The 26,061-nt window shown below is 43.1% G+C and carries 30 protein-coding genes; 20 read left to right on the top strand and 10 right to left on the bottom strand.

Annotation, left to right across the window (positions count from 1 at the left end; all coding sequences use genetic code 11):
- Positions 1-127 precede the first annotated feature (127 nt).
- Genes AC5EF3_RS11225 through AC5EF3_RS11215 form a run of 3 tightly spaced genes read right to left on the bottom strand, consistent with a single transcriptional unit; the run spans position 128 to position 1,585 of the window.
- Positions 128-484, bottom strand: a complete 357-nt coding sequence (locus AC5EF3_RS11225; RefSeq protein WP_493548104.1) for a hypothetical protein — start codon at positions 482-484, stop codon at positions 128-130.
- Positions 484-894 (bottom strand): hypothetical protein, encoded by a 411-nt coding sequence (locus AC5EF3_RS11220; RefSeq protein ID WP_493548103.1) that lies wholly within the window; start codon positions 892-894, stop codon positions 484-486. The genes AC5EF3_RS11225 and AC5EF3_RS11220 overlap by 1 nt, the downstream gene beginning before the upstream one ends.
- A complete protein-coding gene (locus AC5EF3_RS11215; protein ID WP_493548102.1) occupies positions 881-1,585 on the bottom strand; it encodes an HNH endonuclease in 705 nt (234 codons plus the stop codon). Before AC5EF3_RS11215 ends, AC5EF3_RS11220 begins: the two co-directional genes overlap by 14 nt.
- 330 nt (positions 1,586-1,915) lie before the next feature.
- Between AC5EF3_RS11215 and AC5EF3_RS11210 the strand changes: the two genes are divergently transcribed.
- The 3 genes from AC5EF3_RS11210 to AC5EF3_RS11200 all read left to right on the top strand — a co-directional run bounded on the left by AC5EF3_RS11210 (position 1,916) and on the right by AC5EF3_RS11200 (position 3,803).
- Positions 1,916-2,167, top strand: a complete 252-nt coding sequence (locus AC5EF3_RS11210) for a type II toxin-antitoxin system ParD family antitoxin (protein ID WP_493548101.1) — start codon at positions 1,916-1,918, stop codon at positions 2,165-2,167.
- Positions 2,167-2,469, top strand: coding sequence for a type II toxin-antitoxin system RelE/ParE family toxin (locus AC5EF3_RS11205; RefSeq protein ID WP_493548100.1), 303 nt, complete (start codon positions 2,167-2,169; stop codon positions 2,467-2,469). Before AC5EF3_RS11210 ends, AC5EF3_RS11205 begins: the two co-directional genes overlap by 1 nt.
- Positions 2,470-3,176: 707 nt before the next feature.
- The gene (locus tag AC5EF3_RS11200) at positions 3,177-3,803 is read left to right on the top strand and encodes a PA2169 family four-helix-bundle protein (RefSeq protein ID WP_493548099.1); all 627 of its coding nucleotides are present in this window, start codon (positions 3,177-3,179) and stop codon (positions 3,801-3,803) included.
- 375 nt (positions 3,804-4,178) lie between these two features.
- On the opposite strand, the gene AC5EF3_RS11195 is transcribed toward AC5EF3_RS11200, so the two are convergent.
- Positions 4,179-4,352: a DUF1328 domain-containing protein gene (locus AC5EF3_RS11195; protein WP_015827873.1), complete on the bottom strand. Its 174-nt coding sequence runs from the start codon at positions 4,350-4,352 to the stop codon at positions 4,179-4,181.
- 138 nt (positions 4,353-4,490) lie between these two features.
- Between AC5EF3_RS11195 and AC5EF3_RS11190 the strand changes: the two genes are divergently transcribed.
- From AC5EF3_RS11190 to AC5EF3_RS11175, 4 genes are read left to right on the top strand one after another with little or no spacing between them, the layout of a single operon-like run.
- On the top strand, positions 4,491-5,333 hold the full coding sequence (locus tag AC5EF3_RS11190) for a diacylglycerol/lipid kinase family protein (protein ID WP_493548098.1): 843 nt from the start codon (positions 4,491-4,493) through the stop codon (positions 5,331-5,333).
- Positions 5,330-6,106, top strand: coding sequence for a metallophosphoesterase family protein (locus AC5EF3_RS11185; RefSeq protein WP_015827871.1), 777 nt, complete (start codon positions 5,330-5,332; stop codon positions 6,104-6,106). The genes AC5EF3_RS11190 and AC5EF3_RS11185 overlap by 4 nt, the downstream gene beginning before the upstream one ends.
- Positions 6,107-6,153: 47 nt before the next feature.
- A complete protein-coding gene (locus AC5EF3_RS11180) occupies positions 6,154-6,423 on the top strand; it encodes a YtxH domain-containing protein (RefSeq protein WP_015827870.1) in 270 nt (89 codons plus the stop codon).
- A gap of 8 nt (positions 6,424-6,431) precedes the next feature.
- Positions 6,432-6,938, top strand: coding sequence for a Dps family protein (locus AC5EF3_RS11175; protein ID WP_015827869.1), 507 nt, complete (start codon positions 6,432-6,434; stop codon positions 6,936-6,938).
- A 225-nt stretch (positions 6,939-7,163) separates the two neighbouring features.
- Here AC5EF3_RS11175 and AC5EF3_RS11170 read toward each other — a convergent pair whose 3' ends face one another.
- From AC5EF3_RS11170 to AC5EF3_RS11160, 3 genes are read right to left on the bottom strand one after another with little or no spacing between them, the layout of a single operon-like run.
- Positions 7,164-8,858 (bottom strand): sensor histidine kinase, encoded by a 1,695-nt coding sequence (locus tag AC5EF3_RS11170; RefSeq protein WP_493548097.1) that lies wholly within the window; start codon positions 8,856-8,858, stop codon positions 7,164-7,166.
- Positions 8,830-9,444: a sigma-70 family RNA polymerase sigma factor gene (locus AC5EF3_RS11165; RefSeq protein WP_015827867.1), complete on the bottom strand. Its 615-nt coding sequence runs from the start codon at positions 9,442-9,444 to the stop codon at positions 8,830-8,832. Before AC5EF3_RS11165 ends, AC5EF3_RS11170 begins: the two co-directional genes overlap by 29 nt.
- Complete coding sequence (locus AC5EF3_RS11160; protein ID WP_015827866.1) at positions 9,437-9,616, bottom strand: NepR family anti-sigma factor; 180 nt, start codon at positions 9,614-9,616, stop codon at positions 9,437-9,439. The genes AC5EF3_RS11165 and AC5EF3_RS11160 overlap by 8 nt, the downstream gene beginning before the upstream one ends.
- A 151-nt stretch (positions 9,617-9,767) precedes the next feature.
- Between AC5EF3_RS11160 and AC5EF3_RS11155 the strand changes: the two genes are divergently transcribed.
- From AC5EF3_RS11155 to AC5EF3_RS11110, 10 genes are all read left to right on the top strand, one after another.
- Positions 9,768-10,553 (top strand): response regulator, encoded by a 786-nt coding sequence (locus AC5EF3_RS11155; RefSeq protein WP_015827865.1) that lies wholly within the window; start codon positions 9,768-9,770, stop codon positions 10,551-10,553.
- A gap of 45 nt (positions 10,554-10,598) precedes the next feature.
- Positions 10,599-11,177 (top strand): exopolysaccharide biosynthesis protein, encoded by a 579-nt coding sequence (locus AC5EF3_RS11150; protein WP_015827864.1) that lies wholly within the window; start codon positions 10,599-10,601, stop codon positions 11,175-11,177.
- Between the two features lie 71 nt (positions 11,178-11,248).
- Positions 11,249-11,569 carry a hypothetical protein gene (locus AC5EF3_RS11145; protein WP_015827863.1) on the top strand — a complete coding sequence of 107 codons (321 nt, stop codon included), beginning with the start codon at positions 11,249-11,251 and terminating at the stop codon, positions 11,567-11,569.
- Positions 11,570-11,571: 2 nt separating this feature from the next.
- The gene (locus AC5EF3_RS11140; protein ID WP_015827862.1) at positions 11,572-11,973 is read left to right on the top strand and encodes a hypothetical protein; all 402 of its coding nucleotides are present in this window, start codon (positions 11,572-11,574) and stop codon (positions 11,971-11,973) included.
- 25 nt (positions 11,974-11,998) lie between these two features.
- Positions 11,999-12,145, top strand: coding sequence for an entericidin A/B family lipoprotein (locus AC5EF3_RS11135; protein ID WP_015827861.1), 147 nt, complete (start codon positions 11,999-12,001; stop codon positions 12,143-12,145).
- Between the two features lie 118 nt (positions 12,146-12,263).
- Positions 12,264-13,004: an alpha/beta hydrolase family protein gene (locus AC5EF3_RS11130; RefSeq protein ID WP_015827860.1), complete on the top strand. Its 741-nt coding sequence runs from the start codon at positions 12,264-12,266 to the stop codon at positions 13,002-13,004.
- A gap of 61 nt (positions 13,005-13,065) precedes the next feature.
- Positions 13,066-13,506 (top strand): PA2169 family four-helix-bundle protein, encoded by a 441-nt coding sequence (locus AC5EF3_RS11125; protein ID WP_015827859.1) that lies wholly within the window; start codon positions 13,066-13,068, stop codon positions 13,504-13,506.
- 146 nt (positions 13,507-13,652) lie between these two features.
- On the top strand, positions 13,653-13,997 hold the full coding sequence (locus AC5EF3_RS11120; RefSeq protein ID WP_493548096.1) for a hypothetical protein: 345 nt from the start codon (positions 13,653-13,655) through the stop codon (positions 13,995-13,997).
- Positions 13,998-14,128: 131 nt separating this feature from the next.
- A complete protein-coding gene (locus AC5EF3_RS11115; protein WP_493548095.1) occupies positions 14,129-15,103 on the top strand; it encodes a zinc transporter ZntB in 975 nt (324 codons plus the stop codon).
- A gap of 6 nt (positions 15,104-15,109) precedes the next feature.
- The gene (locus AC5EF3_RS11110; protein ID WP_493548094.1) at positions 15,110-17,419 is read left to right on the top strand and encodes a DUF3772 domain-containing protein; all 2,310 of its coding nucleotides are present in this window, start codon (positions 15,110-15,112) and stop codon (positions 17,417-17,419) included.
- 11 nt (positions 17,420-17,430) lie between these two features.
- On the opposite strand, the gene speG is transcribed toward AC5EF3_RS11110, so the two are convergent.
- From speG to rimK, 3 genes are all read right to left on the bottom strand, one after another.
- The gene (gene speG / locus AC5EF3_RS11105; RefSeq protein WP_015827855.1) at positions 17,431-17,964 is read right to left on the bottom strand and encodes a spermidine N1-acetyltransferase; all 534 of its coding nucleotides are present in this window, start codon (positions 17,962-17,964) and stop codon (positions 17,431-17,433) included.
- A gap of 30 nt (positions 17,965-17,994) precedes the next feature.
- Positions 17,995-19,386, bottom strand: coding sequence for a magnesium transporter (mgtE, locus tag AC5EF3_RS11100; RefSeq protein WP_015827854.1), 1,392 nt, complete (start codon positions 19,384-19,386; stop codon positions 17,995-17,997).
- Between the two features lie 165 nt (positions 19,387-19,551).
- A complete protein-coding gene (rimK, locus tag AC5EF3_RS11095; protein ID WP_493548093.1) occupies positions 19,552-20,949 on the bottom strand; it encodes a 30S ribosomal protein S6--L-glutamate ligase in 1,398 nt (465 codons plus the stop codon).
- A gap of 263 nt (positions 20,950-21,212) precedes the next feature.
- Here rimK and AC5EF3_RS11090 point away from each other — a divergent pair, with 263 nt between their 5' ends.
- The 3 genes from AC5EF3_RS11090 (at position 21,213) to AC5EF3_RS11080 (ending at position 26,046) form a co-directional block, all read left to right on the top strand.
- Complete coding sequence (locus tag AC5EF3_RS11090) at positions 21,213-22,694, top strand: SLC13 family permease (protein WP_493548092.1); 1,482 nt, start codon at positions 21,213-21,215, stop codon at positions 22,692-22,694.
- Between the two features lie 83 nt (positions 22,695-22,777).
- Entirely contained in the window at positions 22,778-24,172 is a 1,395-nt protein-coding gene (mgtE, locus tag AC5EF3_RS11085) for a magnesium transporter (protein WP_493548091.1), read from the top strand.
- A gap of 80 nt (positions 24,173-24,252) precedes the next feature.
- Positions 24,253-26,046 (top strand): lysozyme, encoded by a 1,794-nt coding sequence (locus AC5EF3_RS11080; RefSeq protein ID WP_493548090.1) that lies wholly within the window; start codon positions 24,253-24,255, stop codon positions 26,044-26,046.
- Positions 26,047-26,061 lie beyond the last annotated feature (15 nt).

The raw sequence follows: 26,061 nt of genomic DNA, 5'->3' as shown, positions 1-26,061 counted from the left end.
TGTGGTGTATTCGCTTCGGTTTTATTGCGCGGGTATGCGTTTCAAGGCTTGAGTGAAATTTAGGTAGTATAGGGCAATTGGTTGGTTTTGGTCTAAGTGCAAGGTGTCGGTGGGTAATACTCAACACCTAGCCAAAGGGAGCGTGCCGCGTCCTATTGGATACACCCTGCAGAGCTGGTTTTTTATCAAAATTTTTAATAATATTGGCAATTCTTAAAAGATTATTTTCTGCATCATTCTTGGAAACTGCACCAAGCAAGTAAGCTTGTGCTGTTGCTATAAAATAGGCGTCTTGTTCTTCTTTTGCGGACAGCATTGTAACGTGAAGGTGCGCCAACAGTTTGTGAAGTCTTGATTTACAAAAAATTGCAAATTCGCATGAAGTACGATCAAGACTTTCATGCACGATCAATATGTCAATATCGTTTGCGGTAGTTGGTGCACTAAAATAGGAGCCAAAACCATACACACTTACCGTAAGCATTAAAGCAGGCCTTTTGCTTCGTAAAGTTTTCTTTCCTCAGTTGTAAGGTAATTCCAGAAGTCTTGCATCTGTATAGAAGCCATAAAGCCTGCGATGTTAAAGATGCCTATTTTCTCTCTTCTGCCATGAAGTTTTGCTTCATCCGTATAGCTACACCAGTTACCGTTTATAACTATAGCGTTGAGTGCTTCTATATTCTGCTGAGTCTCATAAAGTTCAGCCAGACCAAAAATATAACATTCACATGCAAATACTTTGATGAGGTCTTTATTTCCTCGAACAATCTCATAAACACATTCGTTTACCTTGCGTATTTCAGAAACTTTGTGATGTTCTTTCATCCTAGATGCAAAAAAATTATAGTTTCCGTAGTAACTCATCCAAGGAAAGTTTTCATTATGAGCGGGCATTTGCTCCCCTCCTGATCATCTCTTCAAATTCCGTCGGAAAACGAACTACAGCATCGTAATTTATCTCATTCATTACCCAAAGTTCATAACTTTGAACATGATGAAAAAAGCGTGAAATTATAGAGTTTTCATCTGCTGAAAACAAATTACGTCCATCATTAATAATTCTTTCGATTTTCCTATTATTCGGGACAATTGTTGAGAGCCTAATTGTTAACCACAAGTCATAAACTCCATCGCTGTGGGGGTTTTTTCTTGCACGCTCTGACTGAGGTCCATAATTTGACCACCCTACAAAATTATCTTTTAAAAGTGGCATGATCTGATTGCAAATGCTGTGCTTGTCATTGGCACTACTTAAACGCATTGCAACGGACTTCTCGTGCTTTTCCTTCATGCCAACAAGCACATCGATTGAGTATTTTTTTTCGTTCTCTTTAGCATCTATTTCAGTGTGATGATTGGGACAGAGAAGTATTAGATTTGAATAGTCATCTTCGGTATCGCCTAACTCTTCAATATGCCTATTAGATCCCGCTTTTTTACCGGTGATATGAGCCATTTCGCCAATAGTAAAAGAGGATGAAGGGGCTGATCCACCAAAAAACAATTTTTCACCACAACCTTCAAATGAACATAATCCAGCTGCAGAAGACCATAGAATTTTTGCTGTTTTATCTGAAATAGCCATTCATGTACCTAATGAGAACCATTACCACTTTTGATTGTGTTACCAGAACTGTTCGATCTTTTATACTTTTTTTGTGAAAAATGAAACATTTTCATGACTTCATCTTAGGCTGCGCCTCAGAGCACTTCATGAAAAATTGAAGGTTCCCAAGGCTTGATGCATATGCCTGCGCCCGCCGTCGATTTTTCATTCCGTTTGCACACCGCTTCTCGGCCCATAATTATTTTGGTGCCAAGGGGTGCAAGCAACCCAATTACAATAAATGAAATGACGCTTACTCCAAAAGTGTGCTATACTACACCAATAGTATGATTTTATGGAGGATTGATTGTGTCTACGATTAGAAAAACCATCACTCTGACGGATACGCAGAATGATTGGATCAAAGCGCAAATCGAAAGTGGCGCTTACACAAATGATAGTGAAGTTATGCGCGATCTTATTCGCAAAGCGCAAGCTGAACATGCTGAAATTGAAGCGATACGCGCTAAATTGATTGAAGCCGAGCAAAGCGGCGTAAGTGACCGTACACCCGAAGACATTCGCCAAGACGTTCTTAAAAATCGTGGCCTGAACGGATAATGGGTTACAAGCTTACGAACAAAGCCGACGCAGACCTTCAACGTCTGTATGAGTGGGGCTTGGACAATCATGGTTTAGAAAAAGCCAACAGCTATTTTGATGGAATTGTTGAGCGTTTTCATCAGATTGGACGAACACCCATGATGTGGCAAGGTGTAGATCATATTCGGCAGGGCTATCGCCGTTCTGTTTTTGGCGTTCATTCTATCTATTATCATATCCTAGATGACAAAAGCGTTGAGATTGCACGTATTCTGAGAGCCGAAGACATAACACAATTACATACTGACGATTTGCATTAGCGGCTGATTTATTTGGTTGTGATTTAAATGATACGCATTCGCGTCAAACTCATTTGATCGGTTCCATAGGCAATGTCTGAAAATTTAAAGCAATAATACGCGATAGAAGGTGTATGAGCCACCGAATGGGCAAGATAAAAGGATTTGCACCAAGGTGCATATAAATCTTTGTCTTCACATCTAAATTTTGGAACCTGTTGTTAGAAATTGTGGTGCACACTTTTGTTAAGTTGCACTGTAATTATTAAAGGGATTTGGTGTTAATTCACCTCATTTGGGTATTGTGATTCATTGATAATATCGCGGCTGTTGAGAGGGAATGTCTTGATTGCCATTCCGCGCGCGTCTGAGAACGTGACATGGTGCTAACAATTTGAGCGCCGGCATGGGAGTAAAGAAGCCAAACATCAGGCTGTGCTACAATTTGTGCTACAAATTGTGCTACAAATTGTGCTACAAAATTGCTCTGCTTATTTGTTTGGCCTTGATTTTATTGTAAAATTTATTTCGTTCGAGTCTTCTCGGCCGCACCAGGAATTTTTCAAAACATGTCAAGATAGTTGCCGGCTCGAAATTTTTGCTCGAGATTGAAGCGGGTAATTGAATATAGTTTTCTTAAATTCGTATTTAATTTTGGAACTTTTGGATCAGCCTTCCGTTGTCTCTTTATAGCTCAATCGAGCTTATAACAAAAAGGAGAAAAAGTTATGCTTAAGACTCTTATTACATCATCCGCCATGACCGCGATTGTATTATCCGTGCCTGCTTTAGCGCAGCCCGTATCTCCGACTGAGGACTTGAACAATAAACAAGTAGAAGAAATTCAAGCTCAGCATGGAATGTTGACTAATGATGAGGCTGTAGAAGAAGCTAAGCATGAATACAAAGAAGCCGTTGAAGATGAAGTTGATGAATTAAACGAGATCGCTTCAATTTTAATTGACGCTGAAGAATTATACAGCGACGCGGCTAACCTGCCAGATGGCGATGACGAAGTTCGCGATCACCTTATTGCGCTTTCTGCTGAAAGAGCTGAACAACGTGAAGAAATTCAGCAGCTTGTCATCGATAAAGGTGCAGAGCCAGACACTTATGGTGAAGCGCTAGGTACGGCGCACAGAGCTTTTGCGCAGCTAAGAACTGCAGTTTCTGAGGACTCTGTTGTTGCGCTGGAAGAAGTATTGCGCGGCGAGAAGTACATCGTAGATGAAATCAATGCTCGCCTTGAGGATGAAGACATTATGTCGCCCGAAGCATTGCACTTGCTTCAGATGATTAAGATGGATGTGAATTCCTCTGTTGAAAAACTAGAAGCAAAACTTGGTGAAGCTTAATTTCGCTTTACATATTTGAATGATTAGAATTGAGCGGCCCTTTTTAAAGGGCCGCTTTTTTCGTGGCTGTCTCATTTTGGGTTGTCTTGAATAAGGTGGGGGATTGCTTGGGGCTGTTTGTGAAAGCATCCAAATGGGGAGCCGGGGTTAGTGAGATTGATTTTGGGTTTTAATGACTGGCACAGAATTTAAAATTATGTATCAAAACAATTCACTATCTCAGGTCGACGGTGAATTGAGGTGCGTCTTATTTGGCAATTTTATTAGGTTTGCATTGTTTAGCTATAACTTTTGGGGACGGGCTTTTGCTTCCTTTGGGCACAAAAAAACCGACCTGTGAAAGGTCGGTTTCTTTTTAATATATATTGGAATTGGCTATGAAACGCCTTTTCCTCGAACTGCTTTTGCAACAAAACTTAGTACCAGCAGAGCAAGGAAGATGAAGAATAATATTTGTGCTATTCCAGCTGCTGCGCCAGCAATTCCACCAAATCCGAATAAGCCTGCGATCAAAGCAAATACGAAGAATACGAGTGCCCAATTTAACATGTCTATCTCCATTATTGTCGGCTCTAAAGTGGCCGTGTAAATAATAAACGCACTATATTGAATTACGTTCCATCTTTATTTATCGAATGTTTGGTAAGATATATTGGAACTGAATTTAGTATTGAGCGTATATTATACATGAAAATATATGCTCTTATAAATACTCAGTCTGGTAGTGTTCCACATAACGCTGAAGATGCTTTGTCTGCCCAATTAAAGAATTTGGGAAAAGACGCTGAAATCTTGGCCGTTACTGGTGCGGAACTAGAAAATGCGCTTGAGAAAATAATGCAAGCATCTCCTGATTTGCTGATTGTTTGGGGCGGAGATGGCACACATGCAATGAGTTTAAAAACAACATCGAGCCTAAAAATTCCTGTTATGCCGCTTCCTGGCGGGACGATGAATCTCCTTCCTAAAAGGGTGTATGGAGATGATTGCCAATGGGAAGATTGTCTTGCTACGCTTGCTCATCCGCACGAGATTGTATCGTTAAGTGCCGGTAGAATTGAAGAACATTTCTTTTATATTGCTGCGAATGTGGGCCCTCTGAGTGAACTTTCTGCTGCCCGAGAGTGCATTCGGGAGGGAGAAATTGTTGAAGCAGTGAAGAGTTTGATAGAAAGTGATGTCGGAAATTTTGAAGAAGGTATCACTCTTCGTAACAAAAATTTGGATTTTGTGACTAAAGCAAATGCTTTTGGTGTGTTTGTACCAAAAAGTGCTGGTGACCTGTTTCAGGTGATCAGTGTAGATCCTGATAATTTTATCGACGCTGCGGCGACTGGAATAACCGCTTGGGTTAATGGCGTTCGTGATGCTGTTGGAACGCATGTTCATTCTCTAAAAAAGGGTAGCTTTAAATCAGAGGATGGAAAACCAATATCTGCAAATATTGATGGTGAACTCGTAGAATTACCGTCAGGTTTTGAATTTGATCTTCAGAGGGATGCCGGATTTGTTATGCGGAGATCAAAATGACAGTTTTAGTCCATATGGCAGATTTGCATCTAGGTACTGAAGATGTGCGTGCGATGGAAATTGCCAGTCGAGAGATTAAGCAGTTAAATCCAGATGCGATAATTGTTGCGGGAGATTTAACTCAGTCTGGAAAAAAGAGCGAATTCATACTTGCATCTGAATGGTTGTCGCAATTTTTGATACCAAAAACAATTGTACCGGGAAATCACGACACACCTTTGATAAATATGTTTTCACGTGTTGTGCGTCCATTTGGACGTTTTGATAGATTGTTCGCGCGGCATTCCAATCTACAAATTGATGATACTCATATTGCTGGATTGAACACAGCGAGAGGTTGGCAAGTTCGGTCCAACTGGGCGGAAGGTTCTGTGAACTCAGAAGATTTGAATGAAATTCTAGATTTGCAGAAAGTTGCAGATCAAAAATTGAATATCATTGCATGTCATCATCCGTTTCTACCTATTCCTCATGTGCCGATGCGAACGCGGACAATTCGGGGTAGAAAATCCAGTGAAAAGATAGCTGCTCGAAACGGCAGGAGTTTGATGCTTTACGGGCATGTTCACACACCAGCTGCGCACCGATTTGAACATGGCGATGGACATTATTATGGCGTCACTTGCGGGACGCTTTCTACGCGCACGCGCAATGCGCCTCCAAGTTTTAACATTATCAATATCTCTGATGCTGAGGTCGAGGTGCAAGCCATTTCAATTGATGAACTTAAAGTGAGTTCACATCAATTAATTCGGTTTTCTTTGGAACCTTAAATCGCGTCAGCCGTTAATTATACAGGATACTAAAGAGGAGAAATATTATGAATATCAAGACTCTTTCAATTTCAGTTGCCGCTGTTGGTTTGCTAGCAGCGTGTGGTGACAATGATGGGACTATGGAGAATTACGGTGAAAAACTAGATTCTCAAATCGAAGATACCAAGTCTGAAATCGACGAAAAAATGGACGAACTAAATGATGCTGGTGATGATCTGCAGGACAATGCAGAAGAAGCCGCTGATGAGGTTGCGTCAGAATTTGATGAAGTTGGTGATGAGCTCGAAGAGCAGATCGACGACAATAACAAATAGAGGGTATTATGACAAACACAGTATTGAAAGTTGCTAATTCTGAGTTCGATAGAAATACCGGAATTAGTGATGAAAATAGAGAAAAACTAGCTGAAGCGTTGGGTGTTGTACTATCCGACACCTTCATGTTGTTTATAAAAACACAGGGCGTGCACTGGAATGTGACGGGGCCAGCTTTTGTAAGCATCCATGAGCTAACCGAAGCTCAGTATGGAAACTTATACGAAGCAATTGATGAAATTGCAGAACGAATTCGTGCATTGGGTTTCAAGGCACCAGCGAGTTACGCAAAATATGGTGAGCTTTCTGCCATCGAAAGCGAAGATGAGAACAAAAGTGCTGATGAGATGCTAGAAATGCTAGCAAGAGATCATGAGACCACGATCACCAATATGCGCGCTGCCATTGAGTGGTGTGAAGGTAAAAAGGATTATGTTACAGCAGACATGATTATTGCCCGTATGGCATGGCATGAGCAGGCTGTTTGGATGTTAAAGTCCATACGTCAGAGCTAGTATTATCTGCATAAACATTAAACCAGTCGGTCTGGTTTTATGATCCAATATAAAAAAACCCAACATAGCGCAAAGCCATGTTGGGTTTTTTTCTGATGAACACGTAAGACCTAAGATCATACGCTGATGGGCGCTTCCAAGATATTCAAGCCTTATGTTTATGTGTATAAAACAAGACTTAGTTGTTGCTAAGATTATAAAGCAGGCTCTGTGTCTGGGACTGAATTAGATCTTAGATGAATCTTGCACAGTTACGCGTACTAGAAATCCGTCTTTAGTCGCTTCCTCCTCAAAACTGCCGCCCATCTGTCTTGCGAATGCGAGCATTAGTTTTTGTCCTAGACCTGTGCCAGAAGGTGTTGTGTTTTTATCTATTTCGCTACCAATACCATTATCTTCGATTTGAAGGGTAAGACCTGTTTTTCCAATGTGTTTGAGCGCAATATGGATTTTGCCCCCCTTACTATCAAAAGCATATTTCATGCTGTTTGTGATGGCTTCTACAATAAGGAGAGCCAAAGGGATGGCGTCATCTGAATTTCTGGTGAAACTGTCAATGTCACTGGTTATAGTTACATTTGCGGTGTTCGCGCCCAAAGCTTCTTGAAGATGGGAGATCAATCCGGTTAAAAACGGATGTAAGTCTACATCTGACAAGCGTTCATTCTGATAGAGGGTTTGGTGCACTATGGAGAGAGCATCAATACGGTGGCGTGCAGCCTTAAGTGCCTCTTTAGCACTATTTTCTTTGACCTGCCGGCTCTGTAGATTCAAGTAGCTTGTCACAATCTGTAGATTGTTTTTCACACGATGATGAATTTCTTTAACAGCGGCATCTCTTGTTTCAATAGCCTGTTTCAGAGATTCATCTCGGACTGATATTTTACGGGCCATCGCTTCCATTGAAATGGCAAGATCTTCCAATTCACTTGGTGCCTGTTCGAAGCGGGTCGCTTCCATATCGTAAGCTCCGCGACCATAGGCGAGGGCTAGAGCGCGCAACCGTGTGAGCCAACGCAATAAAATTCGGTCTAACGCCAACCATGTGACAAGAAGAGTCAGTGAGAATGCCATTAAGGGGATACCGATTATAGCGGCCGGCCTTAATGTAAACTGGCTTAATAATCCAGGAGAGGGGGCAGAAATGATCGCATATAGATTTTGACCTCCTAGCTTGGTTACGACAATGTCCAAGCCTTCGCTGAAGGTGTCATCTTTGAAGAGCAAACTTTGAGCTTCGGTTTCGTCAATGGCTTCTTGCCACTCTTCGCGTATTTCCTTGAAGCGTGTGGAGCCGAAAATTTGGCCATTATTATCAAAAACACCGATATCCGTGTCTTTTGGTAGGGATGTGTTTTTAATGAGATTTACAATGGCAGTTGTGTTGAGACCAAAAGTTGAAGCCCCGATAAAATTGTTTTCTTCATCTCGACTCGCGAGTAATATAGAAAATAACCAGTCCTTACTTTCACTTCCCCAGAAAGCTTCCGTTCTTAACACGCCTGAATTGTGCTGAACTTCGTCAATCCAGTTTGTGTCATATACTTCAAATCCAGGTTTGCCTCTAGCGTTACATAAGGCTTTCCCGTCAGCGTCAAACTGAACGACATTTGAAACAAGTGATGTGCCAATTATCACCTTTTCAAATGTCTTCTCACATTGGTTTTTTTCTATCTCTGGCTGGAATACAAGAAGTAATGATTCAGCCTGTTTGATAGCTTGCTCGACACTGTCAGTAGCGCGATCAGAGATGGTAACCAATTCTGATATTCTAGCTTTTTTTGCATTGTTTGTATCAAACAATGTCTGCACAAGAGCGATGAGCAAAATTGGAGATAAAGCCAATGAAAGAATGAATAATATTTTTACGCGTATTGAGCGCTTTAATTCATCAGTTTGTGCTAGTTGGCTGTGCGGCATTTATAAGCTCATCTGCTTGATTTACGATTTCTTCAAATGCTTTAGAGCCATTTAGTTTATCATCATCGGTATAGCTGGCACTATTAGATTCAATAATTTCGATTAATGCGATGCGCCCTCGGCTAACACGGCTTTTGATTGTCCCTGTCGCACAATTACAGATTTCAGCAGCTTCTTCATATGATAATCCACCAGCGCCGACGAGAATAATGGCTTCGCGTTGATCATCTGGGAGGCATTGCATCGCATTGCGCAGAGTTAGCAATTCCATGTTATCTTCAGGATTGTCGGCGGAAGGAATAGTTTGTTCGGCAACTTCGCTATCTAGCGGCTGCGAGCGCCAATCACGGCGTTTGTCAGAATAGAATTGATTGCGTAAAATCGTGAACACCCACGCCTTTAGATTTGAGCCCGCTTCAAAGCGATCTCTTGCTTTCCAAGCTTTCAGCATGGCTTCCTGCGCCAGATCATCACTTGCAGCGGCATTACGTGTTAGGTTGCGTGCGAATGCGCGCAAATGGGGGATGAGTGATGCAAGTTCTTTCTTGAACTCTGCATCAGATAAGTTCGCTATGGAACTAGTCATTATTATGCTCATCCTTTGCGTTATCTATGGATTCTAAAAGGGATAGAAAATCATCGGGGATATCTTCCTCAACGACTTCATCATACATACGCTTAAGTCTTGCGCCGATTTTTTTTTGCCTGACTTCTTCTTCGTTAGTGAGGCCCGGTTTTTCATTTTCGGATTTTTTCATATTACCTACCGTTTCAGGTGACTTTGTATTCACTGTTATGAGTTGAACGTGTGATTTTGAAAATAGTTCCAAAAAAATATCAAAAATATGGAACTATTTTTTTTCTGGTGCGTATAACTACCAAAGCATAAGCAAAAAGAGAGTTTTGAATATGAGCTTTACCAATGATTTCGGACCGCATTTGCCGTTTCTTAGACGGTATGCACGCGCACTGACCGGATCTCAAACAAGCGGCGACGCTTACATTAAAGCATCTCTTATGGCGCTCGCGGGTGATCCCAGCCAAGTAGGGGAATATACAAACGCAAAATTGGCACTGTATAAGTATTTCCATGTCATATGGTCAGAAACAGGTGCCAAGCTTCAGGGGGATGATGAACTTGCATCAGATACGCCTGATTTGAAACTTCAGGCTCTTGCGCCCGTTGAACGTCAAGCCTTTTTGTTGACGGCCGTAGAAGGGTTCTCGGTTGATGAAGCAGCGATCATATTAGGTGCAACTGGAGATGAAATCTCATCTCTCATACATGCGGCTCAAGCCTCTATTGAGGCTGGCCTTAAAACGTCGGTTATGATTGTAGAAGATGAACCGATCATCGCAGCTGATATTGAAAGCCTCGTAGAAAGCATGGGGCATGAAGTAACCGGAATTGCAACAACGCGTAGTGAAGCTATTGAGCTTGCTAAAAAGCAAACACCCGGCCTTATTTTGTGTGATATCCAGCTAGCTGATGACTCTTCTGGAATTGATGCTGTTCATGATATTTTGGGAGAAATTGATGTGCCAGTTATTTTTGTAACGGCATTCCCAGAACGATTGCTTACTGGTGAGAAACCAGAACCAACTTATCTTGTGTCGAAACCATTTCAGGAAAATACGCTTATCGCGACGATTGGACAGGCGTTGTTTTTTCACCCTGCAAATAAGCAAAACTAAACACAATAGAGTGGAACAAAATTGCGGCTCAATCGTTGATAGAGCATGCAAAATGATAAACCATTCCGTTCTGTCTTAGATGACATAGAAAACAAGTCAGATAAATCTGACACAAACCTGAAAAGCCTCATTGAGGCTTTTGGGGCAAAGAGTTTCGGGCCGGTTTTAACCTTGATTGGTTTGCTGGCCCTTTCTCCGTTTGGAGCTATTCCTGGTGTTCCCGTTGGGCTGGCGATTGTTACCATTTTAATTGCTGGTCAAATAATTTTAGGACGGGACCATTTGTGGCTACCTGATTTTATCAATTCTATGAAATTGAAAGCAGGTACAATAAATAAAGCCGATAAGAAAATTGGAAGAATTCCTGACTTTCTTGATAGTTTATTGCAACCGCGTTTGAAGTGGGCCGTCGGTAATACGGCTGTGAAACTAGCTGCGGCTTTTTGTATCTTACTATCACTACTCATGATCCCTCTTGAAATTGTTCCGTTCGCAGTTGCGATTCCGGCTGCTGGTCTCGTTCTAATTGGACTGGCTTTGGTCGCGTCAGATGGAGTTTTCATGTTGGGAGGCTTTTTCGTCGGGATAATGAGCCTGTTAAGTGTGTCTCTTCTTATTTTTTAAATAAATATTGGAACCGTTTACTGATTAGATCGTTTAGTTAGTAGTTAACAATCAAGCAAAAGGAAATAGATATGTCAGTCACTAAAATGAAAGATAAAGTCATGTCAGAAGTAAAAGATGAAAAATCTCTTGACCCATACTTATCTGAGTTGAGTTCGGATGTTTCTTCTTTGCGGGATGACTTCGCTAAACTTGTTTCTCACATTGGTGATCTAGCTTCAGCATCATCTGAGAATGTTGGTGAAAAGGGTGAGCAATTGTTTAACCATGCACGTGAAGGTGTTGAAACAGCCTCAGAAGATGTGAAAGGTCGCGTTAGACAGCGCCCTCTAACAGCCATTGCTCTAGCAGCTGGTGCCGGTGCTCTAATAGCTGCGCTTAGCAGGAAATAATAATGATGGATCAAGCAAAGAAACGCTTGCTCGCTGCAGCCTTCGGAGCCTTGTTTGGCTTCGTCGGTTTATGCGGATTGTTAGCCGCCAGCATCATAGCCTTGCAGGTTTATGTCGGACTGCTACCTGCTAGTTTGATCGTAAGCGCAATTTGTTTGTCCATAAGTTTTGGCGGCCTTTATCTGTTCCTCCAACCGAGCAAGTCTTCTGAAGAAGAAATGAGCGATATTGAGGAAGAGGCTGCGGACCTTCTGGCCGACTTACCTGTTGATGCTGCAAAGAGCATGATCCGTAAACACCCAATCGCAATGACTTCGATCGCGGTGCTTGCCGGTTATTCTTTGGTCACCAACCCTTCGGGTACAACACGCCACCTTCAACGCATTTTGATGGGGCTTATTTAAGAATAGCATGAATAAGGATGATATCATGAACACGACAATCAAAACATGTTTGCTAGCTGCATTTACATTGGCTTTGACAACAGCCTGCAACACCGTCGAGGGTGTTGGTAAAGATGTTGAAGCAGTTGGAGAGAAAGTCTCTGAAACGGCTGATGCAAACAAGCCGGAATAAATGATAACATTTATTTTTTAAAAGGTCTCTTCCATGCGGAAGAGACCTTTTTTTTGTGGAACTAAAAGCGACTTAATTCGTTCTAATTGTTATAGATTTTTAATTAGGACGCTGTCACATGTTAAGTGCATTTCCCGTATATTGTCGTACACCAAAACCTGAAACTCTTTTGAAAGAGTTTAGAGCACCTTTGGATTTTCTGGGAGTCTTTGGGGCAATTGATGAATTAAAAAATCTTCGGTCTGGGGATGGGCGTAAAATTATGCTTTTGCCTGGCTATACTGTCGGGCCAGCTTATTTAGCGCCTCTTGAAAAATATCTAAATTGGAAAGGGTATGACGCTTTTGAGTGGGGCTTAGGGCGCAATGATGGTGATTTTGATAGCTATGCATGTGTCATCGGCGAAAACTTAAAGCGCGAATTCTACGAAGATGGTCAAAAAATCACTTTGGTCGGTCACAGTTTAGGTGGTGCGATAGCACGGGAAGTCGCGCGTCAGCACGGAGAATATGTTCAAGAGGTTATTACCCTTGGAACCCCAATTGTTGGAGGGGCTAAATATACTATTTTGGCTGAGCAATATGCTGCGACACATGGCATTAATATCGAAGAACTTGAAGAAGAAGTACACCGTAGAAATAGTGAGGGCATTAGATGTCCAATTACAGCAATCTATAGTCGTGAAGATGGCTTTATTGATTGGAGAGCGGCACGCGATATTTACAATGCACAGGCTCGCAATATTGAAGTGACATCATCACACATGGGAATGCCATTAAGTGCCCCGGTTTGGAAAGAGATATCTAACGCTCTGACGCGCAATACGCCTAATAAAAGAAGTCAGAATTTGTTGAATTAGATTGCAACTAAAACTGCTCTGACACGTTTTATTTATATAGCAACCATGGAGGATATTGAAGATGATTAACAACACAATTGACACACTGAATGATGTAACAAAAATGTTGATCGACAGCCAAAAAGGTTACGAAAAGTCAGCCGACATTGTTTCAGATAAAGTGTTCTATAAAACTGAGTTTGAGCGCCGCGCAAAACAGCGAGGTAACTTAGTGTTGGAATTTCAGGCAGAAGTTCAGCGTCTTGGCGGTGATTTTGAGACAAAAGGTGGAGTAGTGGGTGCAATGCATCGTGCTGGTACAGATATTTCTAGCCTGTTTCAGGATAACGAAAAAGCTGCATTAGAGGCCATTGATGATGGTGAAGAAAAGCTCTTTGATACGATTAAGTCAAAAATCAAAGATGATGAGCTGACACCATCTGCGATACAGCTTTTAAACAAAGCTATGTTGTCTGCACGTGAAGGTGAGGCCTTTGCTGACCGATGGTCAGAGAATGCTTAGCATCTATTAAATATAGGCATTGAATAGACGGATATTAGCCGCCCTCAGGGGCGGCTTTTATTTTGTTGCGAAAAAAAGCAACTTTCTTGGGAACCCGACTGATTGTTAGACGTTAATCAAACGTAAACAAACAGTCAGGAAATCCAATGTTTTCGTGGTCCAAACAAAAATTTACAATTCTCGCCGTGGTTTCTAGTTTAGCTGGAGCGCAATTTGCGTCAGCTGATATTCAAATGGCCGATCAATGTGTAGATCCAGAAAACATCATTCCTGTCGTGTTTGATGATGGGAGCTTGTCAGGGCGATATGCGATACCTGATAGTCGCGGACAGGGAGATTTTTCTTCTGCTTGGATCGTATCGGAAAAAGAACTAGATGCCATTCCTGTTTGCGGTGAAGTTGAGTCGGAGGATGTTAAATACACTCCAGCAACATATGAAGATATTCCTGAACCAGCGGATACGACTGACCAAAGCCAGCTATTGTTTTGATAGTTTTTTTGCCTACCGTATATATTTACAAATTACTGTAAATTTTTCTGTGTGAAGGTTTCAAATAAAGCTTGTCGCTTACCGGTGAAGCCTTAACAGTCAGAAAAACGGCTAATAGCAAGAAGACCACTATGCCTCATACACCTTCAATTGAGCCACTTTATGCCTTTGATGTCTATAAGGACGGGCGGGTTCATAAATTATCAAACGATGAGCTTTCATCCCCGAGAGATGAAAGCCTTTCTTATCGTTGGGTACATTTAAATTTAGAAGATACCGGCATTCGAAAATGGATAAGTGACAATGTCGACGAAATAGCATCTCTTTCGCTTACCTTAGAAGATACGCGTCCACGTGCAGTTCAGCATCAAAATGGTGTATTGTTGAATCTCAGGGGGGTGAACTTGAATCCTGCTTCCGATCCTGAGGATATGGTCTCTATTCGAATGTGGATTGAAGAGGGGTTTATTGTTTCTGTTCGGGCGCGGCGGCTCATGGCGGTAGTGGGGATTCGAGAATCCATTGAGGCAGGCAATCCACCACGAAATGTCGGTGAGTTTTTGACAGAGCTTTCAGCTCAACTGATTTCTAGAATGGATCCTATTATCAGCGGTCTTAGCGATAAAGTTGATGAATTAGAGGAGATCAGCCTTGAAAGAACTGATGGGCTGCGATCCGAATTAGCACATTTGCGCCGTACAACGATTATGTTGAGGCGCTATATCGGACCACAAAGAGAAGCTATCAGCCACCTTGGTGTTACGAATACGGCGTTTTTTACGGATGAAGGAAATCACATTCTACGAGAAGTGGTTGATCGTATAACGCGGATGGTTGAAGAGATGGATGCAGTGCGTGAGCGTAGTGCGATTCTATATGATCAATTGTCTGATCAGCGAGCTGAAGAAATGAACCGGAATATGCTGGTGCTCTCAGTGGTAGCAGCTATTTTCTTGCCCCTTGGGTTTTTGACGGGGTTGTTGGGAGTGAATATCGCAGGCATTCCTGGGGCGGATTACCCGCTAGCTTTTGGTCTGTTTTGCTTTGCTCTCTTAATGATTTCATTGGGGCTCTTGTGGTGGTTTCGTAAAAAGAAGTGGATATAAGACTGTATGCGTTTTTTGTTGATATTGCTTGCAGCGACATTTTTTAGTTGCGCCTCTTTTGCTCAAATCGACCAAGCGTCGCTTGATAGTATTGATGCGCGTGCAAAACGGCTAAATACAATTTCTGTGGATTTGCAAACCGAGAATCCAGATCTGCTTTCTCTTCGCGACCTTATACGAGACTTAAAACGCGAAGCAGAAAATCAGACGGCACCTTTTAGAACCAAACTCGCTGAAGTTACGTCCGATCTAGAAAGATTGGGGCCAGCACCAGCTGATGATATGCCTACTGAGGCGTCTGCTATTTCAGAAGAACGCATCAGATTGAATACTGAGCTATCCCAGCTGAATGGTATTTTGCGTAAATCAGATTTGAACATGGCTGAAGCCGATAGATTGCTTCAGGAAATTTCTAAAACTCGAAGAGATCAATTTTCATCTAATATTTTCGAGCAGGATGAAACCATTCTGAATCCGACATTATGGAAAGAAACATTTGGCGCGGTACAAGAAGATGCGGCTGCATTAAATAACGGGTTGAGAAGCTGGAGCACGGCCCAACTTGAAAAAGGTCAGGGACTAACGACTTTGCTCGTGCTTGGCTTTTCAGTACTGGTAATGTTGGTGTGCTTTTTGCCGCTACGAAAACAATTGCGCAATTTTATATCTAAGCGACTGGAGGGGGTAGAACCACATGGTTCCCGCAAAGTGCTTGTGTTGGCGGCTTATACTTTAGCACGAATGCTTCCTGCTCTTATTGGTGGCTGGATATTTTATCAAACATTGCATTCACTAAATGCAATTCCATCTGCTGCAAATACTCTATCTCAGACAATATGGTTGGGGTTTGTTGGTCTTGTGATGGTGGATGGTGCTGCAACAGGAATTATCGCACCTTACGCGCCTAATTGGCGGATTTCATCACTGAAAGATGTCTCTGCTTTCAAGTTGCGGGCATTAGTGTTCATTGCGGCCTTCACCATTATTTTTGAACGCATCCTAATTGAAGGCATGCATTTATCGGGTGGGTTGGGAAGTGTGCACACGCTTCTGACGAGTATCACAACTATTATATTGGCTGTGATTTTGTATTTGCTTTGCCAATCTTCTCTTTGGACGAATAAAGCAAGAGCTCTTGAGGAACCAATTGAGAAACCTTGGCCGCGTACTCGTTTTGTTGGGAAGATGTTGGCGATTGCATCTGTCTTGATGGTGTTGAGTGGGTATGTGAATTTTGGACATTACCTCACAACAAGCACATTCTATCTTGCAGCGCTGGCTGCTGTTACATGGGTTGTGCGCTCTCTGTTTAGGGAAATCGTGCGATTGTTTGATGTGCGATTTACCAATCCTGATAATGCAGAAAGTGAACACGATAGTGTGCTTTTTTATTGGATCGGGTTTGGAATTGATGCTGTTTCGGTTTTGCTGTTTATTCCTCCGGCGTTGTTGTTACTTGGTGCCGAATGGGCAGATGTGCGCGATGGCATAAGCGATGCGTTTGTTGGTATTCAAGTTGGAAGTTTCAATTTTTCGATTTTAAAAATTCTAACTGCCATTGCGCTCTTCTTGGTCGTTTTGTCTTTGACGCGTATGTTGCAACGTACTGCTGAAACACGCGTTTTTCCTCAGTCTCGTATCGATTCTGGTGTTCAAAATTCTTTAAAAACACTGATTGGATATGTTGGTTTAACGATAGCATTGCTTTTGGCGATTAGCGCTGTTGGGTTTAATCTGGCAAATCTAGCTATTATTGCTGGTGCGCTGTCTATTGGTATCGGTTTTGGACTTCAAAGTATTGTCAGCAATTTCGTATCTGGCCTTATTCTTCTATTTGAGCGTCCAATTAAAGTTGGTGACTGGATTGTTACCACTTCAGGAGAAGGGTTTGTCCAGAAGATCAGCGTGAGGTCCACTGAGATTGAGACCTTCGATAAAGCAACAGTTATTATTCCCAATTCAGAACTGATATCGGGGGCTGTTACCAATTGGACCCATAAGGATAAAATTGGCCGGGTCATCATTAATGTGGGTGTGTCTTATGATGCGGACCCTGAAGAAGTCATCGCGCTATTGGGCACTATTGCAGATGAACATCCACAAATTCTAAGTTATCCTGTTCCTATGATATATTTTGCCGATTTTGCAGATAGCTCACTTAACTTTGAATTTCGAGGATTTATCAGCGATATCAAAACGGGATTGAAAATCAGGTCTGAGCTTCGGGTTGCGATATTCAAAAAGCTGAAAGAAGCTGGTATTGAAATCCCATTCCCGCAACGGGATTTACATATCAAAACAGATAAGGGTGCTTAAGATAGACCTTCCTAATCATCTTTATTGCGTTGGTTTAAAAAGTCACCCTGAAGTTGGTACATTCGAAGGGCATCCTGATAGGCACCATCAACAAAGAATTCTTTGATGAGATGACCTTCTTCTATGAAGCCTGTGCTTTTGTAGATGTGAAGTGCACCTTCATTTTCTGTAGAGACTATGAGGTAGACTTTGTTCAAGTTGAGGATGCAGAAAGCGTAATCCAGAGCCAGTCGAGTGATTTGTCTTCCAAAACCTTCACCTTGATGACTAGGGGCAACAATGATTTGAAACTCTGCACGGCGGTGTATGTAGTTTATTTCCACAAGCTCAACCAGACCTAGCATGTCTCCTGCTTCATCTTCTGCGATGAAACGGCGTTCTGAGAGGTCGTGTATGTGTTTTAGATAAAGTTCTTCAAGTTCGACAAATGATTCATAAGGTTCTTCAAACCAATAATTCATAACGCGCCGATTATTGTTTAGCTTGTGGACGAATTGCAGGTCACTTTTCTCTAATGCCCGTAGAGTCACAATTGTTTCAGTCATGGCTTTGGGTCTCCAAAGAAAAATATTGAGCTAAGCACCAAGTAATTGGGGCATGAAAAAAGCTGCTAGACTTAGCACCAAAAAGAAGCCCGCCATGTCGGTCACTGTTGTGAGAAGGGGGCCACTTGCAACTGCTGGATCTTGTCCGAAACGTTTCAGGAGGATAGGTACGATACCCCCAATGGATACAGCAATTACTGTATTGATTGCGAGTGCCAGTCCGATCACAAGGCCTAAATAAGCATTGCCTTTCCATATCCAGGCGACCATGCCTATGAGGAGGCCAAGAACGATACCGTTCACGATGCCTATGGAGGCTTCCTTTAACCAAACGCGAAAAACGTCTCTAGAGGTAACGAGGCCTAGAGTTAGCTCGCGCATGCTTACACCAACGGCCTGATTTCCTGAACAACCACTCATATCCGATACCATGGGTAGAAAGATAGCTATCGCGATGACAGCGGCTAGGGTCTCTTCATAAGCTGAAATAACACTTGCAGCGATAATGTTCAAAACGATGTTTGCAGATAGCCAAGAAAGGCGTCTTCTGGAGCGAAGAAGAAGCGGCATTGAGCGCAATTCATCCCCGACAATACCTTGGCGTTTTAGGCTTTGCATTTCTGAACGTTCATGCAGCGCTTCTTCAACGGCACTGCGAGAGACGACACCTGCAAGTGAGCCATCTGCCTCGACAACGGGTAGACCTAGAAATGAATGCTTATCAAAAAGGTCGACGAGATCATCTAGAGGCGTTGATACGAGGACAGTTACAGCTGGCACCATTATCGAGGACAGAGATGCCGATCGTCGAGATGTAATCAGGCTCCTCAGCGAGACCACACCTATAGGTTTGTTGTCTTCATCAATGACATATGGATGCTGGCCGCGTAATCGTTCGTCTTCTTCTTCCTCTGACGCGAGCTGCAGCAGAACTTGAGAAATTGAATCGCTCTGTCTAAAGGTGAAAACCTCAGCAATCATAAGACCGCCGGCAGTGTCATCATCATAGGCCGCCAGCCGCCGAACATCTTGGGCATGTTCTGAGGTCATTTCGGCAAGGATTGCTTCAGCTTCTTCCTGATCCATTTCACCGATCACATCGGCTTGAAGGTCAGACCCAAGAGTATCCATAATCTCGGCGGCTTTGTCGGCCTCTAGGCGTTCGACAAGATCCACCGCAACTTCATTGGGTGCTTCTTCAACTAATTCAGCCGCAATTTCTGACGGCAGTATGGTGATTAGATGATCGCGTTCTTTTGCTGAAAGTTGAGTGACTGCTCTAAGGCTTTCACTTGCAGATAAGAGATCAAAAAACGCGATCAGACCGTCTAGGTCTTCATCCGTTAGAAGTGATCGCAATGACCGCTCAGGAATATTTGGTAGTGTGGAGTTTGGTTCTTCTTCCTGAAGGGGTAGGGTCATTTTGTGTTCCCAATTGAGTTTTGAGGATCGGTTGAGATTGGAAGATAGGGTATCCTATGGCGCATGACGTTAAGAAGCCAAGCCATGACAGCAAGGTTTGGCGTCTAGATAGCGGGATAAAACCAAGAAATTTGGTTTTTGAGGTATTTTGTTTGAATTTGCGTGCTAGAATTTTTGAGATTTGGTTCGGATCGCTGTATTAATGATCGGCGCATGAATTTCGATATGTTCGATCATTTTTGCCGCGACATCTTTCTTGGAAGTTTTTTCAATTCCTTCTAGACCTGGAGATGAATTGACCTCAAGAATTTTGGGTCCGGTATCTGATCTAAGAAGATCTACACCAGCAACAGAAAGGCCCATAACTTTCGTTGCTTTGATGGCAACTTTTCGCTCTTCAGGCGTAAGTTTAACCACATGAGCTGATCCGCCTCTGTGAAGGTTGGAACGAAATTCTCCGTCAGCACCTTGTCTTTTTATCGCTCCAACAACTTTATTGCCTACAACAAAACACCTTATGTCAGCACCACCAGCTTCTTTGACAAATTCTTGAACCAAGAAGTTTGCTTCCAGACCACGAAATGCATCCACCAAGCTTTCAGCAGCCTTGTTCGTTTCAGCAAGAACTACGCCTTTGCCTTGTGTCGATTCAAGTAATTTCACGACGACTGCGCTATTTCCCGCCAATGAGATTAAATCTTTGGTGTCTTTTGGGCTGGAGGCAAAAGCTGTTGCTGGCATTCCCAAACGATGCCGCGCGAGGAGTTGGTGGGCGTATAATTTGTCTCGCGAAGCACCGATGGCTTGAGCCGAGTTTAGGCAATACGCACCCATCATTTCAAACTGGCGTAAAACAGCCATTCCATAAAATGTCATGCTGGCCCCAATGCGCGGGATGACTGCATCATATTGAGGTAGAGCTTTGCCGTCATAGTGCACTTCAGGCTGTGTTGCATTTATGGCCATATAACAGCGACGCGTGTCGACCATTTCTAACACATGCCCGCGCTCTTCTGCGACTTGCTTTAGACGTTGGCTAGAATAATTGTTTGGTTCACGTGTCAGCAATACAATACGGAGCGGACGTTTTGTGGCCTTGCGACGCGGAAAGCCTTTGTACAAATCATAGGATAAGACTGGCTGTAAGCAGCTTTCAGTTGGAAGAACCATCATTTCTTCGGTCACTGAGGTACGTCCAAATAGCATACGGTATGCCATTGTCTCTCTATTGGTGAGAGTAACCTGAATAGGCCATTTTTCTGTACCAAATTGGACTGTTGTGAAGATAACATACCGAAGTTCGGTTTCTCCATTTGAAGACGTGACTTCACGTCTGTCCACCACAGGAGCAGCACAAACAACTTCAAGGTCTGGATCATCTGGATTTGGTCGCAGCGTAAATCTGATTTGAGGTTTATCTATTGGGCCAAATGGTTCGAGCGCGGTGGCGTGTAAGGCTGAGGTTTTGGCCCCTGTGTCGACCTTCGCGCGGATTGCCGGAAGGCCCAGATCTGGCAGGCTTAGCCATTCTTCCCAACCAAGCTTCAAAGGAGTGTTGCTCATGTTGAGACCTCGTATTCAAATCAATCGAATTTTTAACCAAAAACTATCTGGTGTTTAGGGAGTGTGTAGTGGAAGTGAATGTAGAATGCTACGCCTTTTTTAAAAGGCTTGAATGAACGATAGTTATTGTGTTGTGCACAGGTATAGGAAAGCTTGCATACTTCATTGTTTCTGTTGAAAAAGTTGAATTTATTTCTCGCTTCTTGTGATTTTTCCTGTGACGTATTGTATGGTGCTGAAAAAATATGAGGGGAGGTAAACTGATGGGGCGGCAAAAAAATACTCATGCTTTGCATGCGAGCCTGAAGAATGGTGGCGGTTTGTGGGGCGGATTGTTTCTTGCAATCGCCATACAGTTTATTGAACGCCCGGAAAACTTATCGCATAACGCTTGGGTTGTCGTTTCACTTGCTGCATTGATGGCGGTTTGGTGGGTCACTGAAGCCGTACCTATTGGCATAACATCACTATTGCCTCTGGTGATAATGCCAAGTTTTGGTGTGTTGCCTATTAAAGAGGTCGCGGTTCCTTATTCTAGTCCTGTTGTAATATTGTTGTTGGGTGGTTTTATTGCCGCAAAATCCATTGAGAAGTGGAATTTGCATACCCGTTTAGCACTCAATATTGTTGTTCGAGTTGGAGCGCATCCCAAAGCAATGGTTGCTGGCTTTATGCTGTCTTCGGCTTTGCTTTCAATGTGGATATCCAATACCGCAACCACGATAATGTTAGCACCCATCGGTGTATCTGTTGCATATGCGATAACTGGCAAAAGGCAGATAAATAATCCACTCACTGTCGCAATATTATTGGCTATTGCCTATGGCGCTTCTATTGGAGGTTTGGGAACACCCATAGGAACCCCTACCAATCTGATCGTTCTTGGGTATTTGCATGAATATGCGGGCACTACGATTGATTTTGCACAATGGATGTCCATAGGGATTCCAGTGGTTTGTGTGATGTTGCCGGCGGCATGGTTTGTGTTGACGCATTGGGGCACGCATATTGAATCTGAAACAGGCGATGAAGGGCGATCATTTGTTCGAGAAAAACTAAAAAATCTGGGTCAAATATCACAGCCTGAATTGCGCACATTGATTGCTTTTTCTGTTATTGCGTGTGCTTGGATATTCCGGCGACCCTTAAATTCATTTGAAATATTCGGTGTCACGCCTTTTAGTCATATCACTGACCATATTATTGCAGTTTTTGGTGCAATTTTGATGTTCGTTATTCCTGCAGGTAAAACGCAACCGGAAAATACAAAGCTTTTGGACTGGCAGACGGCAAAAGATATTCCTTGGGATGTTGTGTTACTATTTGGGGGAGGCCTTAGTCTAGCGCTTGGCATAACTCAATCAGGCTTGGCCGTTTGGTTGGCCCAGCAGATGGGGGAGCTGACATCTGCGCCAAGTTTGCTCTTGATGGTTATGTTGATCACCGTTGTTATTTTTTCAACGGAAATTGTAAGCAATGTCGCGACAGCCACAGCCGTATTACCTATTTTGGGTGCTATGACTGAAGGCTCAGCGCTTGATCTTTATGTGCTGGCAATACCTGTCGCCATGGCGTCCAGTTGTGCGTTCATGCTGCCTATGGCAACAGGCCCTAATGCGATTGTATTTGGGACTGGACAAGTATCTATGCAGCGAATGGCTATGATTGGTTTCAAGCTTAATTTGTTGGGCATTTGTCTCATTACTTTGGTGTTATTCACGCTTATGCCAATTGTTTTCTCTTAGGTTGATTCAATGCATTAATCTGGCTCGCTTTGTTGACGCATTTGGTCTAAGAAAAGTTTGGAATCAGTCTGCGAGGCAATGGCATGACTCAGCAATCAACAAACAATCCTAATAGCAATGACGAACTGACTGGTGAAACTGCCGGAGTTGATGCAGAAACCGTCGATTTGTTTGTCGAACTTGTCGATGCTGATGCGCGTGACGGCTTGATTGTCGCTATGGGTGATTTGCACCCAGCTGATATGGCTGATGTGTTTGAGCAAATGCCGCGCCCAACTTTTCGTCAGGCTGTATCCTTGCTGCGCGATAAATTACCGGCAGATATGATCGCGGAGCTTTCAGAAGATCTACGTTCTGATGCTGTAGATCTGATGTCAGACCGGCATCTCGCAGATGTTTTGGAAAATTTAGACTCTGATGACGCTGCTTTGCTGGCTGCTGATTTGGGGGAAGATCGTCAAGAACGGGTTTTTGAACAAATCAATGCGAGTGACCGAGCAGCAATTGAAACATCCTTGAATTTTGACGAAGAGACGGCTGGTCGTCTCATGCAGAGAGATTTTGTTGCTGCGCCTGAATTCTGGACTGTCGGACAAGCTATTGATCATATGCGGTCAGCTGATGATTTGCCCGAGCCATTTTTTGAGGTTTATCTCGTTGATCCAGGGTTTCGGTTTGTTGGTGCCGTGCCATTATCCAACCTTATTCGAGCCACGCGTGATACGCCTTTGGCAGAATTGGGTGTTGATATTTCTGCTGCTGTTAAACCTGAAATGGATCAGGAAGACGTTGCTTTCATATTTCAGCAATACAATCTAGCTTCTGCGCCTGTTGTTGATGAAGGTGGACGGCTGACAGGTATGATCACCATTGATGATATGGTTGATGTTATTCAGGACGAAAACAAGGAAGACCTTTTGGCGCTTTCTGGTGTGAATGATGGTGGTTCTTATCAGTCTGTCTGGGATGCGGTGAGATCTCGTGCGCCGTGGCTGGGTGTAAATTTGTTCACGGCCTTTCTTGCCTCTGGTGCAATTTCAGTTTTTGAAGAAACGCTTTCGCAAATTATCGCATTGGCTGTTTTAATGCCGGTTGTGGCAGCTCTTGGAGGGAATGCAGGATCTCAGGCCTTGGCAGTTACGGTTCGCGCAATTGCAGAACGGGATTTGCTCGGGCCGCGTGCAGGACGGGCCGTGCGCAGAGAGTTTCTAACTGCGCTTGTAAATGGCCTTGTTTTTTCCTTTGGTGTTGGCCTTATGGCATTGATCTGGTTTAAGGACCCCCAGCTAAGCGGCGTCATCAGTGTTGCTATGTTTTTCACATTCTTATGGGCAGGACTGGCAGGTGTGTTAGTGCCGCTAGGTTTACAAAAATTAGGTGCTGATCCAGCAGTTGCTTCGTCTGTGTTTGTGTTAACAAGTGTTGATATTGTCGGTTTTTGCGCGTTTCTAGGTTTGGCATCTGCTGTTCTGCTTTAAACTCGCCGCAAAAGAGGCGCCCTTATTGCATATCTGTAGCTAGATTGCAGGTATAGTAATAAACTTCAGGCCAAACCAATATGACTTTCTCACTTCGTATTTCTCGTTCGGGGCTAGCACTTATCAAGAGCTTTGAGGGCTTTCGTGAGCGTGCGACACGTCTTCCTGACGGACGTTGGGTCGTTGGGTATGGCCACGTAAAATCAGCAAGAGAAGGTGTTCGTGTCTCTCCTGAAGATGCTGAAGCATTGTTGATTTATGATTTAAAGCCGATTGAAGAAGCGTTGGAGGATCTTTTATTCTCACCGCTAAATCAAAACCAACATGATGCTATTGTTTCATTTGCGTCCAATATTTCGCTTGGCCTATTTCGGGACAGTGAAGTGCTTCGTTTCTTGAATTCTGGTGAACATATTCGTGCCGCTCACGCTATGGAAGTTTGGCGCAAAGCGCGTTTGAATGGTCATGTTTGTGTGGTGGATGCTCTCGTGCGCCGCCGGGCAATTGAAAAAGCTCTATTTCTTGAACATCCAGACGGACGGGCAACAGCAGCGACGCCACTGGTTGCTCCTCAAAAAGATGTGAGTGTTTATGACGTTCAAAAAGAACCCGAAATTGAAACTCAAAGTGACGATATTGAGAATATGACGTCTGCTTTAGAGCAGCTTCTCGCAACAGGTTCACCCATTCCTGAGGCTTCCAATCCTTCAGTCGATTTAAAAGAAAACCTTGAGCCAGATTTCAATTTTAATGGCGAATCGGATTTTTCTGAGGGCGTAATACCTGCAAATAAAGTCACGAATACGGATCAGTTTGATACATCCAATTTAGATGATCAGGAAGTTGTGTTTATTGGAGAAACCGATGAAGAGGTTTTTCATGCAATTGGCGTAGAAGTCGATGACGCTTTACAACAAGCTGAACGTAAATTTGCTGAAGAGGCAAGCGTCGAACAAGATGCTGGCAATGAAGATGGCAATATCAATTCGCTCGAAGAAGAGAAGACTGAACTGACTTCAATCGCGATGGCTGTAAACAAAGTTGAGCGTTTGATTGCGAATGATGATTTGGCGTTAGATGACACTTTTGAAGATGGCTCTAGCACTCAGGAAATTGGCCGTAAGTCGGATTCCTTTGTTGCAAACAAAATGGAAGCTGCAAATGACATCGAGTTGTTGGAAACTGAAGAAAAAGTAGAAACACCAGAACAGGTGATTTCAAGTTTATTGGGTGAGCAGGCTGCAAGAGAGGAAGCGCATGCTGCTAAACTTTCTAGCAAGGCGACAACCCCGAAAGAGGCTGCTGATGCTGTAGCTGCTCGTCTTGCAAATATCTTTCAGCCTGAAATTCAAGCTTTGTCAGAAGAAATCAATGATAAGCCGGTTGAGCTGGACAGAGATGCTTCAACTAACCAAGAACCAGAACAGAACGCTTGGAATTTATCAGAAACGCTGACGAGAGATAGCTCAGAACAAGAATTGCCACTTACGCGCTCGGTTGAAGATGAAGTCAAGAAAACGACAGATAATGGGTATGGTTATGCGGATACTGCATTGCAGCCAGAAGTCGACATTAGAGATGAAATCGGGAACGAGACTTCACTGACGGACGAGCTATCATATGATGTTGGCAGTGTCGGCGAATACAGTGAAAATAAAGCCGGCAAACGTTTGTGGTTGAGTGCACTTATTGCATCTATTGCCGTTATTATATTTGGCATAGTTGATTTTTATAAAAAAGCGCAACCTGGCCAAATTGTAAAACAAAGCGATATTGCTTACGGTCCTTTGATGATCGCTATTGGCGGTGTCATATTCCTTATGGCTGCTTATTTTCTTGTGTCGCGTCGGGGCGTAGAGAAAGATGCCGAGTAATTAATGGCATTGTTC

This window comes from Hirschia sp., from assembly GCF_058892565.1.
The sequence above is the reverse complement of the archived record's forward strand: the minus strand, read 5'-3'. Positions and strand labels throughout refer to the sequence as shown.

Coding starts and splice junctions, on each gene's coding strand:
- AC5EF3_RS11225 (WP_493548104.1), bottom strand. CDS start 484: ATGCTTACGGTAAGTGTGTATGGTTTTGGCTCCTATTTTAGTGCACCA.
- AC5EF3_RS11220 (WP_493548103.1), bottom strand. CDS start 894: ATGCCCGCTCATAATGAAAACTTTCCTTGGATGAGTTACTACGGAAAC.
- AC5EF3_RS11215 (WP_493548102.1), bottom strand. CDS start 1,585: ATGGCTATTTCAGATAAAACAGCAAAAATTCTATGGTCTTCTGCAGCT.
- AC5EF3_RS11205 (WP_493548100.1), top strand. CDS start 2,167: ATGGGTTACAAGCTTACGAACAAAGCCGACGCAGACCTTCAACGTCTG.
- AC5EF3_RS11200 (WP_493548099.1), top strand. CDS start 3,177: ATGCTTAAGACTCTTATTACATCATCCGCCATGACCGCGATTGTATTA.
- AC5EF3_RS11195 (WP_015827873.1), bottom strand. CDS start 4,352: ATGTTAAATTGGGCACTCGTATTCTTCGTATTTGCTTTGATCGCAGGC.
- AC5EF3_RS11190 (WP_493548098.1), top strand. CDS start 4,491: ATGAAAATATATGCTCTTATAAATACTCAGTCTGGTAGTGTTCCACAT.
- AC5EF3_RS11185 (WP_015827871.1), top strand. CDS start 5,330: ATGACAGTTTTAGTCCATATGGCAGATTTGCATCTAGGTACTGAAGAT.
- AC5EF3_RS11180 (WP_015827870.1), top strand. CDS start 6,154: ATGAATATCAAGACTCTTTCAATTTCAGTTGCCGCTGTTGGTTTGCTA.
- AC5EF3_RS11175 (WP_015827869.1), top strand. CDS start 6,432: ATGACAAACACAGTATTGAAAGTTGCTAATTCTGAGTTCGATAGAAAT.
- AC5EF3_RS11170 (WP_493548097.1), bottom strand. CDS start 8,858: ATGCCGCACAGCCAACTAGCACAAACTGATGAATTAAAGCGCTCAATA.
- AC5EF3_RS11165 (WP_015827867.1), bottom strand. CDS start 9,444: ATGACTAGTTCCATAGCGAACTTATCTGATGCAGAGTTCAAGAAAGAA.
- AC5EF3_RS11160 (WP_015827866.1), bottom strand. CDS start 9,616: ATGAAAAAATCCGAAAATGAAAAACCGGGCCTCACTAACGAAGAAGAA.
- AC5EF3_RS11155 (WP_015827865.1), top strand. CDS start 9,768: ATGAGCTTTACCAATGATTTCGGACCGCATTTGCCGTTTCTTAGACGG.
- AC5EF3_RS11150 (WP_015827864.1), top strand. CDS start 10,599: ATGCAAAATGATAAACCATTCCGTTCTGTCTTAGATGACATAGAAAAC.
- AC5EF3_RS11145 (WP_015827863.1), top strand. CDS start 11,249: ATGTCAGTCACTAAAATGAAAGATAAAGTCATGTCAGAAGTAAAAGAT.
- AC5EF3_RS11140 (WP_015827862.1), top strand. CDS start 11,572: ATGATGGATCAAGCAAAGAAACGCTTGCTCGCTGCAGCCTTCGGAGCC.
- AC5EF3_RS11135 (WP_015827861.1), top strand. CDS start 11,999: ATGAACACGACAATCAAAACATGTTTGCTAGCTGCATTTACATTGGCT.
- AC5EF3_RS11130 (WP_015827860.1), top strand. CDS start 12,264: ATGTTAAGTGCATTTCCCGTATATTGTCGTACACCAAAACCTGAAACT.
- AC5EF3_RS11125 (WP_015827859.1), top strand. CDS start 13,066: ATGATTAACAACACAATTGACACACTGAATGATGTAACAAAAATGTTG.
- AC5EF3_RS11120 (WP_493548096.1), top strand. CDS start 13,653: ATGTTTTCGTGGTCCAAACAAAAATTTACAATTCTCGCCGTGGTTTCT.
- AC5EF3_RS11115 (WP_493548095.1), top strand. CDS start 14,129: ATGCCTCATACACCTTCAATTGAGCCACTTTATGCCTTTGATGTCTAT.
- AC5EF3_RS11110 (WP_493548094.1), top strand. CDS start 15,110: ATGCGTTTTTTGTTGATATTGCTTGCAGCGACATTTTTTAGTTGCGCC.
- speG (WP_015827855.1), bottom strand. CDS start 17,964: ATGACTGAAACAATTGTGACTCTACGGGCATTAGAGAAAAGTGACCTG.
- mgtE (WP_015827854.1), bottom strand. CDS start 19,386: ATGACCCTACCCCTTCAGGAAGAAGAACCAAACTCCACACTACCAAAT.
- rimK (WP_493548093.1), bottom strand. CDS start 20,949: ATGAGCAACACTCCTTTGAAGCTTGGTTGGGAAGAATGGCTAAGCCTG.
- AC5EF3_RS11090 (WP_493548092.1), top strand. CDS start 21,213: ATGGGGCGGCAAAAAAATACTCATGCTTTGCATGCGAGCCTGAAGAAT.
- mgtE (WP_493548091.1), top strand. CDS start 22,778: ATGACTCAGCAATCAACAAACAATCCTAATAGCAATGACGAACTGACT.
- AC5EF3_RS11080 (WP_493548090.1), top strand. CDS start 24,253: ATGACTTTCTCACTTCGTATTTCTCGTTCGGGGCTAGCACTTATCAAG.